Origin of the sequence: Streptosporangium sp. NPDC049248 (assembly GCF_040678965.1) — a bacterium.
GTDB classification, from domain to species: Bacteria; Actinomycetota; Actinomycetes; order Streptosporangiales; family Streptosporangiaceae; genus Streptosporangium; species Streptosporangium fukuiense.
Window position 1 is genome coordinate 122,748 of sequence record NZ_JBFAQY010000014.1, and the last position, 15,430, is coordinate 138,177.

The window sequence follows — 15,430 nt, forward strand, 5'->3', positions numbered from 1 at the left end:
CTGCGAAAGGCGGTTTCATGGCCCAGCAACACGGGATCATCGTGCTCTTCGACGTCGAGAACGCGCTCCGGACGCGGTCGCTCGACGGCAACACGTACTGGTTCGACAACATGAAGTTGCTCGGCTCGGTCGGGGTGGGCACCGAGCAGCTGGTGACGATCGTGCCCGGCACCCACTTCCTCGACGGGTCGCAGGCGACCGAGCAGGTGCTGAACTGGTTGCCCGCGGCGCTGGGGTCGATCCCCCCGACGGTGCCACGCAACTACCTGGCCGAGCAGGAACGCGCCGACGACCGGCGCACCCTGGAGGAACTGGCCGCGCTCGGCAGCGAGGGCAGCGTGAGCGACGCCGATCTCAAGCGGCTGCAGCGGCGGGTCGGCAAGCGCGCCCGCAAGTCGGGCAGCGGGCGCGGCCTCACCGAGGCCAAGCTGCTGGACGTCACCGGCAGGACCACGAGCAGCCCCGGCGCTTACAACTACCCGACTCCGGTGATCACCGATATCACCGGCCAGGCCGTCAGCGAGAAGATCATGTACCCGGCCCAGTACGGGTCGCCCGACATGATCTACGACGGCTGGTACTGGGCCGCGACCGTGGACACGAGCCGGCCCGGGGTCTACCCGTACACCATGCACGTCCAGCTGCACGAGCTGGTCGAGCAGGACGACGAGCTGGTCTGGCAGTCCGTGGACCTGACCTGCCAGTCCAGTCTCAAGATCATCAACGATCCGAAGCGCAACGGGTTCACCGGCGCCGGACTGGGCGTGCTCCCTCTCCCGTCCGTCCCGGCCGCCGGCTGACCCGGCCCGAGCCGGAGCATTCTCGACTGGAGGAGCAGTATGCCCCCGAGGAACAGACAGTCCGAACGCCGACCCGCCCGGCCCGTCCGGCCCGTGACGATCACCGCGGTGGTCGACCCCGTGGCCGCGCTGGCGTCGGAGAACCTGGACGACAACCTCTACTTCTATGACACCAACAAGGCCGCAGGATCCACCGGTTTCGGCACCCCCGAGCTGCACAGCCGGGTCCGCAAGGGCGACACCCTGCTGTGGAACGTGATCCCGCTGGAGTGCGAGACCTACGTGGCCCTCGCCGACATCGAGATCGACCCGCGGATCGCCGAGCCCACGCGGAAGGTGTATCCCGGCACCGACATCGTGTTCTGGACCGCCGAGGTCAAGCAGGACCTCACCGAACCGGTCCCGTACCGGCTCTCGTTCCTGCTGGGCACCGTCGGCACGCCGTTCACCCCCACCGCCCGGCCGGCCCTGGCCGGTCCCGCCAACGAGGGAAAGGGAGGCCGATGACCCAGGAATACGCGGCCGCGGACTTCGCCGATCGTGGTCAGCTCAACTCCGTCCAGCTGAACGTGGTGACCCTCGTCGACATGGAGAAGGCCGCCGCGACGAAGTCCCTGGACGGCTGCCTCTACATGATGGACAACAGCGTCGGCGGGGTCGGGCAGGGCACCGACCATCTGGAGACCATCTGCAAGCAGGGGCAGGTGATCAACTGGATCATCCGCCCGATCGACATGCACCGCCGTACGGACGGCACCTGGCCCCCGATGCCGAAGATCAACAACCTGGTCTTCCTCGACATCGAGAAGGGTGACGAGGACGACGTCGCCGAACGCCGGATCATGACCGAGCTCAAGATCTACGGCGCTCCCGACCGGATGCGCGACCAGTACACCGCCGTCTACTACTACTGGGCCGGGGCGGTGATAAGCGAGGCCCGGCCGGGGCTCTACCGCTATCGGTTCGTCCTGGAGCTGGAGAAGGAACACGGCACCGACAAGCTGTACCTGAACTCGGCCCACTATCCCGCCCTGCGGGTGACGCCCGTCTGACGGTTCTCCCCTCCAGGGGACTCCCCGGTCAACGCTCGGCGTGGGGCCACCGGCCCCACGCCGAGCGTGCCAGGTCGTTGCGGGTCGGCGGATGTATCTGATCTACTACTGCGAGTGATCATCCCGGGTCGATCGGGTCACGTGCGGAAGACGGGTCCAGATGATCCGGACGATGCCCGACCGCGCAGCGAACGGAGCCGTCCATGACGACCACCATCACCGTGATCGGCGGCCCGACGGCCCTGCTGGAACTCGGCGGGCTGCGCATCCTCACCGATCCGACCTTCGATCCGCCGGGAGATCACCCCGCCGGGCTGCTCACGCTCACCAAGACCACCGGCCCGGCCCTTTCCCCTGCCGACGTCGGCCCGGTGGACCTGGTACTGCTCAGCCACGACCAGCACCCCGACAACCTGGACGGCCTGGGGCGCCAGATGATGTCCGCCGCGCCGCTGACCCTGAGCACGCCCGAGGCCGCCGCGCGCATCGGGGTCACCCCGCTGCACCCCTGGCAGCACCACGACGTCGGCCGGGTTCGCGTCACCGCCGTTCCCGCCCTGCACGGCCCGCCGGGATGCGAGCCCGTCGTCGGCCAGGTCACCGGCTTCGTGCTCACCGGCGACGGGCTGCCCACCGTCTACATCAGCGGGGACAACGCCTCGCTGGAGTACGTGGAGCTCATCGCCGGGCGGTTCCCGGTCGTCGACATCGCGCTGCTGTTCGGCGGCGCCGTCCGCACGCCCATGATCGACGGGCGGCTCACCCTGAACGCCACCGAGATGATGATCGCCGCACGCCTGCTGAAAGCCCGGCAGGTCGTGCCGCTCCATGTCGAGGGCTGGACCCACTTCACCGAGGACCGGACGGACGTGCACGCCGCCTTCTCCGAAGCCGGCCTCGACCACCTGCTCGTTTCCTTCACCCCAGGACGACCGGTCTCCCTGGGGTCCGCACGGTCAGGCGCCCGGTGATGTCGTCGTTCGTACCTGCCCGACGCCCCGCGTCCACCACACCCGTAGGCGCGGCACCGGCTACGGGCCGATGATTCCGGCTGCGGCGCGTTCGGGCGGGCAATAGCGGGTCATCGGCGCGGTTGATGCTCCGTTCCTCGGCGGAGGTTGCGAAGGCGCTGCGGGGAAACCGAGATTGCCGGTCCCGCCTTCCTGACAGTGGATCTGTACTTCCGGTGCGGAACGTCGTATTAGGCGCCTGACCTGGAGCTACCTCGAACTCGCAGGTGAGGTGGCATAGGCTTCCAGAGCCTGACGGATCGCCCGTGGTGTGCTCGGTTCACCGTCGCGGCGCCTGTGGTGAGACCACAGGGCGCTGAGGGAGGAGGTGTCGATGTCCGATCCGGTGCCGTGGCCGTTCAGGCTGCCGGTCGTGCAGGCTCCCATGGCCGGCGGGGCGTCCACGCCCGAACTGGCCGCCGCTGTGTCCGAAGCCGGTGCTCTGGGGTTTCTCGCGGCCGGCTACAAGACGGCCACGCAGATGCGCCAGGAGATCAAGCGGGCGCGCGAGCTCACGTCCCGTCCGTTCGGGGTGAATGTGTTCATGCCTACGGCCGATGAAGTCGATCAGGCTGAGATCGACGGCTATGCGCGGGTCATAGAGCGGGAGGCGCAGCGGCTGAGCACCACTTTGGGAGTCCCGCGCGGAGGCGATGACGATTTCACTGCCAAGGTCGCGGATCTGTTGACGGATCCGCCCGCGCTGGTGGGGTTCACGTTCGGTTGCCCGGAGGACGAGCTGATCCAGGCGTTCCGCCGTAGGGGGACCACCGTGGTGGTCACGGTGACGTCGGCGGCCGAGGCACGACTGGCTTCGGCGGCCGATGTGCTGTGTGTCCAAGGTGAGGAGGCGGGGGGCCACCGCGGCTCGTTCACCAATGCGGACGCCGAGGCCATGAGCTTGGAGCGCTTGCTGTCCCAGGTACGGGAGGTGTCACGGCTTCCCCTCATCGCGGCCGGCGGTGTCGCCTCGGCCGCCGACGTCTCCCGGGTCCTGTCCGCGGGAGCGGTCGCGGCTGTGGCGGGCACTGCTTTCCTGCTCTGTCCCGAGAGCGGCACCGGCGTGGTCCACCGTGCGGCGCTGACCGATCCCCGCTTCACCCGCACCGCCGTTACCAGAGCCTTCACCGGACGCCCGGCGCGCGGCCTGGTCAACCGATTCATGACGGAGTACTCCAGCCGGGCACCTGCGGCCTATCCGCAGGTCCACCACCTGACGGCACCGCTGCGGCGCGCCGCGGCGGTCCGCGGGGACGCCGAGACGCTGCACCTGTGGGCCGGGACCTCCTGGAACCGGGCACGGAACACGCTGGCGGCGAACATCACTGCGGGCCTGGCCGCGATCTGAAAACGGCCTCCGAAGACTACGACCCACCTGAAGATCCGAACTTAGTGTGATCGTTTTCTGACGGCTACGAAGTGGGGCCGTCGTCTACGCGGTGAGCGGCGACCGGTGCCGATTTCGCCTCGCGGGACGGATGCGGGGGACCTCGGAGCCTGGCCGGGCGGCCTTATCTCCCACCTCCGTGTCGCAGAACGGATGGCGGGGGTCGTGTCCGCAGCCGGGGCAGGCGGTGCCGTCGGCGATGTCGGCGGCCAGTTTTCTGAGCACGTCGTCGAAGCGGCGCAGATGCTCGTAGTCGCCGAAGGCGGGATCATCGACGAACTTGGCGCAGTAGTCGGCGATGGCCGACGGGGAGTGCCGTAGAAGAGCCTCGGAGATCCTTTTCAGCAGCCGGGAGCGTAGCCAGGCCGGGGCGCGGCGGTAGTGGTCGGGCAGCTTGCCGAGCAGTTCGGCGGCCGTTCGGGACAGTTCTTCCGGGTTCGCCGCAGGCGTCGGTGCGGTGCCCGGCCCTCTACGGTCCGCAGGCTCGCCTACGGCGAGAAGAGAGGGGTTTTCGCTGATCTTCTCGGGGGTCTGGTCTTCTTGTTTTGCTGGTCTTCTTATGCGGGCGGGTTTCCCCGCGTTGGTTTTCCCGGCGTAGGTCGCGGCCTGGGGTTTTAGGGTGTTCGTGCTGGTCGGGGCCAACAGCGGGTTTTCCGGCGCGGACTCGTCGGCGGTGGGTTGTGGTGACCAGGGGTCGCAGATGATGTAGGTGACGCCGCCGAGTCTGCCGTCGTGGCCCCGTGCGCGTTCGCGTACCAGGTAGCCGTACGTCTTCAGTTCCGCGATGGCGGTCCGGGCCGCGTCCCGGCCGTCCGGGGCGGCGCAGACGATGGTCTTCTCCGAGACGCGGAAGCCGGTCGCGTGTGAGGTCAGCCAGGCCAGCAGGCCGCGCGCCTTCCAGGACAGCCGCAGGTCACGGATCCAGAGGTTGGAGATCCGGGTGAAGTGGTCGGAGGGCGGCTTCGCCTGCCGGATGCTCATCGCCCGCCCTCCGAGACCGAGGAGACGGTCGCCTGGCGGGAGAGGATGTTTGATACGGGCGCGGGCGCGCGGGTACAGTCGAGCATGGATCTTTCTCCTGTGCTAGCAGGGTGAATGGATCAAGGCCCTGAGACGGTGTTGGTAGCACCGGCTTGGGGCCGTCTTTCTTTCTCCGGGTGACCGGCTCTGGGTGCCGTGGCATGGCCTGTCGTGCCGGCGCGCTTGCTCACCCGGGCTTGCCGATCTCTGGGAAATCCCTCATGAGCTGGGCCGACGCGCCTTTTCTAGCACACACCGCCCTGAGGTTTCCGCTGCTCTTGGAACATCTCCGAGTGTTGTATCCGGTGCTCGTCGAGCAGCGCTGGGGGAGGAGTGTTCAGCTGCCGAAGGGCGTGCCCGCACCTGACGATGCCGGCGGTCGGCTTTCTGCGCACGTGGTCGAACCGGCGCGGGCGCTCGTAGTCGCCGAACGCCGGATCCGTAGTATTTGGGATCTAGCAGGATATTTAGGCAAGCTGGTTGTCTTGATGCTGGCAACCACCTTGACTATGCTGAATGAAACGGAACGAGCTGCTTAGTCGGATGGCTCGCCTGGCCAAGCGGTACGGCTTCGAGTTCTCGAAGACGCCCGATGTGCATGGTGGCAGCCATGACAAGTGGTATGTCCGAGGAGACGCGGTCATCGTGCCGCGTCATGCCGAAGTCAACGAGTTGACGGCCAAGGGCATTCTCAAGGAGTGGGACGCACTACTCGCCGAAGCTCAACAGGACATGAGCCAGGATGACGAGGAGGAGGAGGAGGCCAAGTGAATGAGTTCCGGGTCACGGCCCAGCGGTCCGGTGGCTGGTGGGCGCTGGAGATCGAAGGGCCGGGATTGCGGCGCCCGGCGCATACTCAAGTGCGGCGGCTCGATCAGGCCGAGGAGACGGTGCGCGATCTACTGGCCCTTCGCTTCGACATCGACGACCCGGCCGTGGCCGCTTGGCGGATCACGGTGGTTCCCGTCCTGGGGGAGGAACTCGCCGCGGAGGTCGCGCGGACCAGGGAGATTCGCCGGGAGGCGGACCGATTGCGTGATGACGCGGTCAGTCGTTCACGCGAGGCCGCGCGCCGTCTGCACGAGCAGGGGCTTCCCCATCGGGACATCGGCTTGCTACTTGGAGTCTCCCACCAGGCGGTCAGTAAGCTCCTCGCTGGTTAGATCGACACTTACGGGCCAGAATTGACGGGTGCCTTCCGGCGTTCGACAGGATGACGAGAAGGAAGCCAGGAAAGCGGGTTCCGGGTCACCTGGCTCGCCGCTATCCAGCGCCTCGCTGAGCTGATAGGTCACCTTTGAGACAGCACGTCTCCAGCGCGCCTGTCGTCGCGAAGCTGCCCCGCCAGTAACGCGTCGTGCGGCTGGTCTCGACCCGCCTACCCACTTCGAGACGATCGCTCTGGCCGCGAGGCTGCTCCAAGTGCTGCGGGAGAATCCGAGCGCGACCCGTCAGCGACACCGGCGGGCGTTGAGCCGGGCGGCCTGGCGCGTCAGGTGGCCGCGCTCGGCGAGGTTGGGTGCCTTGTGGGCCGCCTCGGCGTACAGCCGTGCCGCCGTCGCCAGGTCGCCGTCGCGCTCGTGGAGGTACGCCGCCACCGCGGTGTGGCGGGGCAGTGAGTCGTCCAGCGCCGCGAGCGCCGCCAGGCCGGCGCGCGGTCCGTCGGCCTCCCCGACGGCGACCGCGCGGTTGAGCCGGACGACCGGGCTGTCGGTCAGGCACGCGAGTTCGTCGTACCACTCGACGATCTGCACCCAGTCGGTCTCCTCGGCGGTGGGCGCGTCAGCGTGGAGTGCCGCGATGGCGGCCTGGGCCTGGAACTCGCCCAGCCGGTCACGGGCGAGGGCCGCCTGCAGGATCCCGACGCCCTCGGCGATCAACGCGGTGTCCCACCGGCCGCGGTCCTGTTCGGCGAGCGGCACCAGGCTGCCGTCGGACGCGGTCCGGGCGGTACGCCGGGCGTGGTGGAGCAACATGAGGGCGAGCAGCCCCGCCACCTCGGGGTGGTCGATCGCGGCCGCGAGCCGCCGGGTGAGCCAGATGGCCTCGGCGGCGAGGTCGACGTCGCCGGAGTAGCCCTCGTTGAAGACCAGGTAGAGGACGCGCAGCACGGTGGCGACGTCGCCGGGCTGGTCGAACCGCACGCCGGAGACGGTGCGCTTGGCCCGGCTGATGCGCTGCGCCATGGTCGCCTCGGGCACCAGGTAGGCCTGGGCGATCTGGCGGGTGGTCAGCCCGCCGACGGCGCGCAGCGTGAGCGCGACCGCGGACGACGGCGTCAGCGACGGGTGGGCGCACAGGAAGTAGAGCTGGAGCGTGTCGTCCACCGCGGGCGCGGGCCCGGGCGCCGGCTCCTCGTCGACGAGGTCCTCACGCCGGCGGCGGGCGGCGTCCGCCCGGGTCGCGTCGAGGAACTTGCGCCAGGCCGCGGTGACCAGCCAGCCCTTCGGGTCCCGCGGTGGGTCGGCCGGCCAGACGCGGACCGCCTCGACCAGCGCGTCCTGCACGGCGTCCTCGGCCGCCGCGAAGTCTGCTCCGCGGCGGACGAGGATTCCGAGCACGCTCGGCGTGAGGCTCCTCAGCAGGGCCTCGTTCATGATGAGGTCATTCCGTGATGGTGGGCGGCGCGGTCAGGAACGGGCGCACCTCGAGCCACTCGTGGATCGGCTTCCCGCCCGCCCCAGGGGCGGCCGACAGCTCCCCGGCCAGCTCGACGGCGCGCTCGTAGCTGTCGACGTCGATCACCATCCAGCCGGCGATGAGGTCCTTGGTCTCGGCGAACGGTCCGTCGGTGACCGGCGGGCGCCCCTCGCCGTCGTAGCGGACCCACGCCCCCTCGGGGGCGAGCGCCTGACCGTCGACGAACTCGCCGGTCTCCTCAAGCCGGGCCGCGAAGTCGTTCATGTACTGCACGTGGGCCGAGATCTCCTCTGGCGTCCACTGGTCCATGCGCACGTCGTTGACCGAAGCCGGGGCGCCGCGGTAGTGCTTGAGCAGTAGATATTTGGCCATCGTGGTTCTCCTCGGTGCTGGTGCGACCCATTGTGGTCGCGTTCACTGCGGGGACGGAACCGGCCACGAATTCTCGACATCGCCGTCCGAATCTTTTTTGGGTCTCGTAGCTGCCCCCGGGTGAGCCGTCTCGCGGTGTCCGGGTCCACGCCGTGGCGCGAGGGCGAGACGGAGCGAGACATTCCAAGCCGCACGTAACGTGTCGGCCGGTGGGAAACGCGGCGATCGTTGCCGAAGGGCACGGACAGGTCGGCCCGTGGTCGTCCGGCGGATTCGAGGATGGCCGGATGCCCGTGGCCCCAGCCGAGGGGGCCGAGGACTACGGACGTGTCAGTCTCAGCCGCTGACGCGGATGACGCCGCTCACCGGTGAGGGCGAGGTGCTGTTGTCGTAGATGAGCTCTCCGTTCTTCTTCCAGACTCTGACCAGCAGTTTGTCGGTGCGGTCGGCCGGTTTGCCGGAGTCGACCGCGGTGATCTCGTAGGTGACGTCGACGGTCTTGTTGACCTTTCCCTCTCCGCGCAGGATCGCGGTGCCGCCGGAGGCGACGAGCACGGTGTAGGCGGTGTCCCGCAGGTCGAACCCGGGGGCCTTGTAGTGCAGCACACCACTGGGGACGGTGTCCTTGTGGCGGTAGCAGGCAGTGACGGTGAAGGTCGCCTTGCCCTCCTTCGCGCACTCGCCGCCGAGCTTGCACGCCCCGGCGGGAGAGACCGTCTGACCGGCCCCGACCAGCGACCCCGCCGGGCCGTAGACCAGCACGTACACTACCTTTCCGCCGATGGAGTCGGCGGTGGCCGCACCGCCGTCGTCGTCGGCCACGGTCACCGAGATCGGGTAGCGCCCGGCCTTGGTGAACACGTGTGACCCGCTGACGGTGCCCGTGCCGCCGTGTTCGGCCACCGCACCGGTCACCTGCCGCCCGCCGACGGTCCAGGTGGCGGTGTGGGTGTCGGCGGCGCCGGGGTCGGTGAACGACGCGCTGAGCGGCACCGCCTTGCCCGCCGGCACGACCTTCTCCACCGCCGGTTCCTTCAGGGTCACCTGCGGCGCGGCGTTGGTCACCTGGAGTTTCAGCGTCGCGGTGCCGGTCGCGCCCTTGTCGTCGGTCACCGACACCGTGACGGTGCGCTCACCGTCGTCGGCCGCGGTGTGCTCCAGCTTCAGCCGCTTGCCCTCCAGCGTCAGCTCTCTGGGCCCGGTGCCGTCGCCGTAGTCCACCGTCGCCGTCCAGGAGGTGGAGTCGCCGTCGTCGAACGATCCCTCCGCCCGCCACGCCGAGCCCTCCGCGATGGTGTCCGGCCCGGTCAAGCTCACCGCAGGGGGCTGGTTCGGGGTCTCCACCGCCTTGACCGTGGCCTGGAAGGCGGCCGCGGTTTCCAGGCCGCCGTCGTCGGTGATCTTCACCGTGACCGGATAGGTCCCGGGGGTGGCCCACTGGTGCTCCAGCGTGATCTGCTTGGCGGCGGTGGGCGTCACCGGCCGCGGGCCGGACCCGTCGCCGTAGTCCACCGTGATCGTCCAGGAGGTGGAGTCCGGGTCGGTGAAGGTCACGGTGCGCCGCAGCGTCTCGCCCACCGTGAGCTCAACATCGGATTCTCCGTCGAGCACCCTCGGCGGCTGGTTGGGGGCCGCTTCCTCGATCACATAGGGCACCCCGGCCGTGCCGGTCTTACCACTGCCATCGGTGACCATCACCAACGCGTTACCGGTACGTGAATCGTTGAACGTCCGGGTAACTCGGACGATGCCCCCACCGGGCCGCCGGACCACCTCCGCCGGCACCGGCTGCCCATCACCCCAAGCGACCTCAGCGCTATGAGTCTCCGCGGCATCGGAATCGGAATCGGCATCGGAATCGGAATCGGTGAAGGAAACCTCCAAAGTGAACGGTTTGCCCACCTGACCCCGCACCGGTTCGGCCGGCACCTGCACCACCGGCGTGCTGCCCGCCTTGGCACCCTGACCGGTCAACGGCACGGTAAACGCCGGCTGCGCATCATCAGCGGTGGTGAACGTCAGCGCCCCACTGGCCGCCCCCTCCACAGTGGGAGCGAACGCGACCTCCACCGCGCACACCTGACCGACCGCCAACTCCACCGGACAGGCGTTGGTCTGGGTGAACGGCCCACTGACCGCGATCCCCTTCAACGGAATCGGGTCGTTCAGCCGGTTGGTCAACTTCACCACATAAGAATGGCTGACCTGACCCACCTGCACCGGCTCCGGCCAGTTGACCCCCACGGTGTTCAACAGCGGACGAACCTTCGAGACGACCTCCGTCCCATTGTCGTCGATCTCGGGGTCGGACACCGCCAGGCTGGCCGCCATCACCTTTGTCTTCAACTCGGTGCCCTCAGCGGCACCGGCCGGGACGATCGCACTCACCTCAACGGTGGCCGACCACCCCGGCTCCAGCACCTTGACCGCGTTACGGAACCCGCCTTTGATCGGCGCGCACACGCCCCGCCAGGTCTCACAGGCCGCGCCGGTGACCCCTTGCGGAACGAACACATCCAGTCGGACATCGGTCGCGCTGTCATTCCCCTTGTTGGTCACCGTGGCCGTCCAGGTCACCGTCGAGGTCGGCCCCGGCTCACCGGCCGACACCGTCGCGCTCACCTCCAGATTCGCCCGCGCCGTCGTTGGGGTCAGCAGGAACGACCGCGGAGACTGGACAAACCCCTCCTGCGAGGCCGAACGGTCACGGACGAAACCCTGCGCCACGATCTGCCCCGAGGAATTGACGTCGTACAACCACGACAGGCCCACACACGGCACCTTCGTGTCGGCCTCCTCCTGCGGGCACAACGGCCGAGGCAACAGATCCGCCAACGGGAACTTGGCGCCCTCCAACCACGCCACCGGCTCATAGACCGTCCTGGCCGGAGTGGAGGCGTCCGGATCGATCGCACGACCGACCACCAGACCACTGTCGCTGACCGCGCTCGCATCCCCCGCGCCCAGATCGGTCGCCCGGCCGTCCCGCCACACATAGGCGTGCTGCTGAGTGTGAACAGCGCACATCATCGCACCCACCGCGACACCGGCATTGTTGATGTCATACGCGACGCCGTGGTTGTGCCGGCAATCCGAGGTCTGCGGCGCCAGTTCGGTGGTGACCCCGTCCTGGTAGACCGCCGGACTCCAGCCGACCGGATCCCCGAAGACGCCCGTCTCATACACATACGCACCGGCCACGGCGCCACGCGCGTTGATCCGCGGCAACGCCGGGCTGGGATAGCCCGGAGTATTACGGTAAACGTTGTCGTAGAACGGCGGTGAGGCCGGCAGCTGAACCGCGCTCCCCCTGTCCCACATCACCAGCTCACCGTCCTTGGCGCCGAACACCTGACCGTTGTCGTTCACGTCCACGGCCACGCCGGACCCGGACCGTTGCAGATCGGTGACCTCGCCATCCTTGCCGAACAGCACGGCGCGCTGCGCCTTGTCCTCTCCCACCGAGGTGACCGCGAAGCCCGAGACATCCCCTGCCTCGTTGATCCCCGTGGCCTCCACATGACACTGCTCAGGGGGAGGGGAACCATCGGTGCAGGGCAGGCCACCCAGCTCGGTGAACTCACCCCCCTGCCAACGCACCGCCCGGCTCTTTTGCGCGTGCGTCCCGTACATCACCGTGGCCGCGACCTGACCACGATCGTTCAACGCCACCGCGCGTGTGGCCCACGCCCCCGCGCCCCCGGCACCGCCCAGCTCGGTCACCGTATAGGACCCGAACCGCGCCACCACCGTATGCGGGCCGTCCATCACCAGTTTCAACGTCCCGGCAGGGCGCTCTTCACCATCAACGGTCCACCCCAGCGGCATCCGCCCCGCATCCGCCGTCGCGCTGATCGTCACCTCGCTTCCGGACCGGTGGACATCCCGCGCCGGCGACGCCGACACCGAACCTCCCGGCTGCGCCGACAGCGTCAGCTCGAACTCCCGCAGGTCCGGCTTCTTCACCTCGACCACACCACGCGCGCTCCGCAACCCCGCCGCGGTGTCGGCCCTGACGGTGATGGCGTACACGCCGTCGGCCAGGGGTTCGGATGTACCGCCGTACACGCCGTCGTCGTTGTTCCCGTCGTCCTCCAACGCCACCTCATGGCGTGTGCCGTCCATCCCGAGCAGGATGGCCTTCACAGGCGCACCGGTAACCGGCGCACCGGCGTCGGTCACACCGGCGATCACCCGCACCCGGCCCTCGTCAGAGGACTGCTCGGCCTTCATCACCGACACTTTCACCGGGTTACCCGTGATCCAGGCTCCCAGGGTGGCCGTGACCGGCTCGGCCGCGGAATTCGTGATCTCCAGCTTCCACGTGCCCGCCTGCGGATCGGCCACGCTCAACCCCTGAATCGGCTGCTTGGCCTGCTCGCTGCCCGCCGCGTACTGCGCGGCCGGCTTGCCGGACGGATCACGCAACACCAGCCCCACCGTCGACGGCAACACCCCCGTCACACCGAACGCCGTGCCCTGCGGAACGTTCAACGGCACGCTCACCGTCTGGCCCGGCTCCACCGCGGTCGACGATGCGGCGAACGTCGACATCACGTCCGCATCGCCGGTGGCCTCGGCTGCGGTTTCCGCGCCGGGCTTCGCGGTCGACTTCATGCCGGACTCGACGGTGGCGTCATTCCTCAGTCCGGGGCCGGTCGGCTCCGCGGTGCCGGTCGTGCCCGGCGCCATGGCGAGCCGCGGCTTGATGTAGGACAGGAAGTCCTGCTCTGAGGAGGTCATCGACGTGTGCGCCGTGTCGGTCCTGGGGATGTCCGGGTAGATGAACCGTGAACTGAATACCGGAACGATTCCGTCACCGTCAGGGGGAGTCAGGCCACAGAGCACCGCCCTGCCCACGCCCACCAGGTTGGAGGGCCGCACGTCTTTGAGATCCAGATACTCACGATTGAACACACCGTCCATGTAATCCGTGGTGAGCTCGTACGTGGCCGGGAAGTACGGAACGGGAGCGCCCCACAGGTTGGCCGCCTCCACGAGTATGTCCGCGAGACAACTTCCCATGTTGGGGGTGCCCATCTGCAGCATCCGGTTCACCGCGGGCCGGCCGGTTGTGAAGGATGGTGTGCCTCCCACGCGCGGCATCTTGGTCTGGATGTACTGCCGGGCGATCAGTCCGCCCATCGAATGAGCGATGACATCGACCTGGAACGCGCCCGTCCGCTTGCGCACGTTCTCGATGTACTTTGCCATCTCATCGACGTTCTCCCAGAGCATTTTGGTACGCTTGAACGGCTCCGAATCTGTGCCGGTGTCGAGTGTGCCGCCGTGCTCGTCGAACTGGCCGTCGCCGATCGCGAACACCCCCATTTGAGGATGTATCTTTTTGAGGATCTCGCCGGTGTCGTTCCAGGCGGCCTGGGCGTCACTCTTCCAGCCGTGCACCAGGACCGTCGGCTTCGGTATGACGTCGAAATGCTTTTCGACGTAGGCTTTCTCGACACCGCCGACGAGGAGCTGTATTTTCACGTAGCGGCGTGAGACCGGCTCGCCCTTTTCCCAGGCGATTCCGGAGGTCTTCTTCGGTGACCATTTCAAATACGTGTCTCGTGAGGCCAGCGGCGGGATGGATTCTTCCTGTGGTTCATCCAGTATGGGCGTTCCCAGGTTGTCATGCCCGGGATCAGGAGAATGATATGCCTGCAGTTGCACGGTCACGGGGTGTGGACTTGCGTTCTTGAGGGCGATGCCGATGCGCATCGCGTTGCCGTCGACAACTGCACCATTGACTTCCGAATAATCGTTTTCATTTGGATATCTCGCGCTTTGGATATCTATCCACTTGACTTCAGGGAAGGGGGCTCCCAGATCGAGCAGGAAAGCATGGGCGACGTTGTCGGAATCCTTCGCGATGCCGGTGATCTGGTTGGCGTCATTGATCCCGGTCGCCGCCGTCAATGTCAATCTGGTATTTCCCCTCACGAAAGTGTTCAGGTCGATGCCGCGCCCCTCCGTGTATATTGCGGCCGTCAATGTGCGATTTTGTTCGTACATCCTTCCGACCCCGATGCCCGCGTTGTTGATCGCATCCACCATGCCGCCCCAGCTTGTCTGTTGAACCTCGGGCGTGCCGTTCGCATCCCAGATCAGCGGGACGTAGCCATCGTCCATATCCGTCCCGTAGCCTGCGACCTGTCCTTTGTCGTTGATGTCGAACGCGATCGTGCTTCCCATGTACTCCAGGCGGTCTCGTGTGGGGTTGACCGGCTCGCCGGGTCTGGTGCGGAAGGCCCGGTAGTCCACCACTTTTGGATCGGGGTTCATGTCCGCGCCACCGACCACGGAGCCGGAGTTGTTCAGCGAAGAGGCCTCGATGCGCTGATTTTTCCAGGATTGAAGTCTCAGCACGGAGCCGTCGGCGTCCCGTATCCATCCCGGGCCCACGACTTGCCCCTTGTTGTTGATGGCCGTCGCCAGCGGCGGGTCTATGCGCGTTACCGCACCGTCTTTGAAGACGAAGGACTGCGAATGGGCGCCATAGGTGCCGACCACGGTGCCGTCGTCATTGACGTCCCGGGCGCGACTGTAGCCGACGTCGCCAAGGCTCGCGTGAATGTCAGTGAAAGAGCCCCCGGAGAACAGCACGGCTCCGAGCTTCGCCTCTATCGGGTTCGACGTGCGGTTGATCGCCGAAGCGACCTGCCCCTTGTTGTTGATGCCTCCGACCAGGCCCTGGATCGTTTTAAGGCTGCCGAGATCGATGAATGGGCTGTTGGAGGCGGAGGCTGCCGCCTCCTTACCCGGAGACGGTTCCGGCGGGGATACGGCGATCGCGTGCGCGGGTGGGGCGAGAGCGCCGACCATCGCAGTGGCCAGCGACAACGCCACCCATCGCGCGAAGGCGCGCCTGATAAGGCTCTTCAAAATAAATTCCTCATTCCAGGCCGTACAGTCGGCGCGGTTCGGTGATGTGCGGTAGGGTTCACGCCGGGCTTCGGGCCCCTGTGCGGGTGAAAAAATGTCAAGACGGTTCGCGCTCGGCCCTTCTGCCACTGCGGTTCACGTGGCCGTCGGGGATCGCTCCTGCCGGGTTGACTCCATTTCGTGCCCTCCTCGCAGCATGCTCCTTCATAAGAAATGTCCGAAATGCCGGATTGGTCACCGATGGTGATTGTTCACCCTTGTGGC

12 protein-coding genes are annotated in these 15,430 nt (G+C 67.5%); 8 read left to right on the plus strand and 4 right to left on the minus strand.

All coding sequences use genetic code 11. The features are described from left to right. Positions 1–17: 17 nt before the first annotated feature. The 5 genes from AB0K21_RS24815 to AB0K21_RS24835 all read left to right on the plus strand — a co-directional run bounded on the left by AB0K21_RS24815 (position 18) and on the right by AB0K21_RS24835 (position 4,210). Complete coding sequence (locus tag AB0K21_RS24815; RefSeq protein WP_364153520.1) at positions 18–800, plus strand: hypothetical protein; 783 nt, start codon at positions 18–20, stop codon at positions 798–800. Positions 801–893: 93 nt separating this feature from the next. Beyond that, complete coding sequence (locus AB0K21_RS24820; protein ID WP_343965977.1) at positions 894–1,307, plus strand: hypothetical protein; 414 nt, start codon at positions 894–896, stop codon at positions 1,305–1,307. Continuing rightward, positions 1,304–1,852, plus strand: coding sequence for a hypothetical protein (locus tag AB0K21_RS24825; protein ID WP_364153523.1), 549 nt, complete (start codon positions 1,304–1,306; stop codon positions 1,850–1,852). Before AB0K21_RS24820 ends, AB0K21_RS24825 begins: the two co-directional genes overlap by 4 nt. Positions 1,853–2,055: 203 nt before the next feature. Then, on the plus strand, positions 2,056–2,823 hold the full coding sequence (locus AB0K21_RS24830) for an MBL fold metallo-hydrolase (protein WP_364153526.1): 768 nt from the start codon (positions 2,056–2,058) through the stop codon (positions 2,821–2,823). 373 nt (positions 2,824–3,196) lie between these two features. After that, positions 3,197–4,210: a nitronate monooxygenase gene (locus AB0K21_RS24835; RefSeq protein WP_364153529.1), complete on the plus strand. Its 1,014-nt coding sequence runs from the start codon at positions 3,197–3,199 to the stop codon at positions 4,208–4,210. Between the two features lie 84 nt (positions 4,211–4,294). Here the strand turns inward: AB0K21_RS24835 and AB0K21_RS24840 are convergent, their stop codons facing one another. Next, positions 4,295–5,230 carry a hypothetical protein gene (locus tag AB0K21_RS24840; protein WP_364153532.1) on the minus strand — a complete coding sequence of 312 codons (936 nt, stop codon included), beginning with the start codon at positions 5,228–5,230 and terminating at the stop codon, positions 4,295–4,297. A 260-nt stretch (positions 5,231–5,490) separates the two neighbouring features. On the opposite strand from AB0K21_RS24840, the gene AB0K21_RS24845 reads away from it, so the two are divergent. From AB0K21_RS24845 to AB0K21_RS24855, 3 genes are read left to right on the plus strand one after another with little or no spacing between them, the layout of a single operon-like run. Then, complete coding sequence (locus AB0K21_RS24845) at positions 5,491–5,808, plus strand: hypothetical protein (RefSeq protein ID WP_343965967.1); 318 nt, start codon at positions 5,491–5,493, stop codon at positions 5,806–5,808. A gap of 4 nt (positions 5,809–5,812) precedes the next feature. Next, positions 5,813–6,040: a hypothetical protein gene (locus AB0K21_RS24850; protein WP_364153536.1), complete on the plus strand. Its 228-nt coding sequence runs from the start codon at positions 5,813–5,815 to the stop codon at positions 6,038–6,040. After that, positions 6,037–6,432 (plus strand): hypothetical protein, encoded by a 396-nt coding sequence (locus tag AB0K21_RS24855; RefSeq protein ID WP_343965962.1) that lies wholly within the window; start codon positions 6,037–6,039, stop codon positions 6,430–6,432. Before AB0K21_RS24850 ends, AB0K21_RS24855 begins: the two co-directional genes overlap by 4 nt. A gap of 288 nt (positions 6,433–6,720) precedes the next feature. Here the strand turns inward: AB0K21_RS24855 and AB0K21_RS24860 are convergent, their stop codons facing one another. The 3 genes from AB0K21_RS24860 to AB0K21_RS24870 all read right to left on the minus strand — a co-directional run bounded on the left by AB0K21_RS24860 (position 6,721) and on the right by AB0K21_RS24870 (position 15,166). Further along, positions 6,721–7,866: a DUF6596 domain-containing protein gene (locus AB0K21_RS24860; RefSeq protein ID WP_364153539.1), complete on the minus strand. Its 1,146-nt coding sequence runs from the start codon at positions 7,864–7,866 to the stop codon at positions 6,721–6,723. Positions 7,867–7,873: 7 nt separating this feature from the next. Continuing rightward, a complete protein-coding gene (locus AB0K21_RS24865; RefSeq protein WP_343965957.1) occupies positions 7,874–8,281 on the minus strand; it encodes a YciI family protein in 408 nt (135 codons plus the stop codon). Between the two features lie 336 nt (positions 8,282–8,617). After that, positions 8,618–15,166: a PKD domain-containing protein gene (locus AB0K21_RS24870; protein ID WP_364153542.1), complete on the minus strand. Its 6,549-nt coding sequence runs from the start codon at positions 15,164–15,166 to the stop codon at positions 8,618–8,620. Between the last annotated feature and the right edge of the window lie 264 nt (positions 15,167–15,430).

Bases quoted from the DNA above. Each gene is read 5' to 3' on its own strand.
- AB0K21_RS24830 (WP_364153526.1), top strand. From the start codon at position 2,056: ATGACGACCACCATCACCGTGATCGGCGGCCCGACGGCCCTGCTGGAA.
- AB0K21_RS24835 (WP_364153529.1), top strand. From the start codon at position 3,197: ATGTCCGATCCGGTGCCGTGGCCGTTCAGGCTGCCGGTCGTGCAGGCT.
- AB0K21_RS24850 (WP_364153536.1), top strand. From the start codon at position 5,813: ATGGCTCGCCTGGCCAAGCGGTACGGCTTCGAGTTCTCGAAGACGCCC.
- AB0K21_RS24840 (WP_364153532.1), bottom strand. From the start codon at position 5,230: ATGAGCATCCGGCAGGCGAAGCCGCCCTCCGACCACTTCACCCGGATC.
- AB0K21_RS24815 (WP_364153520.1), top strand. From the start codon at position 18: ATGGCCCAGCAACACGGGATCATCGTGCTCTTCGACGTCGAGAACGCG.
- AB0K21_RS24845 (WP_343965967.1), top strand. From the start codon at position 5,491: ATGAGCTGGGCCGACGCGCCTTTTCTAGCACACACCGCCCTGAGGTTT.
- AB0K21_RS24860 (WP_364153539.1), bottom strand. From the start codon at position 7,866: ATGAACGAGGCCCTGCTGAGGAGCCTCACGCCGAGCGTGCTCGGAATC.
- AB0K21_RS24865 (WP_343965957.1), bottom strand. From the start codon at position 8,281: ATGGCCAAATATCTACTGCTCAAGCACTACCGCGGCGCCCCGGCTTCG.
- AB0K21_RS24825 (WP_364153523.1), top strand. From the start codon at position 1,304: ATGACCCAGGAATACGCGGCCGCGGACTTCGCCGATCGTGGTCAGCTC.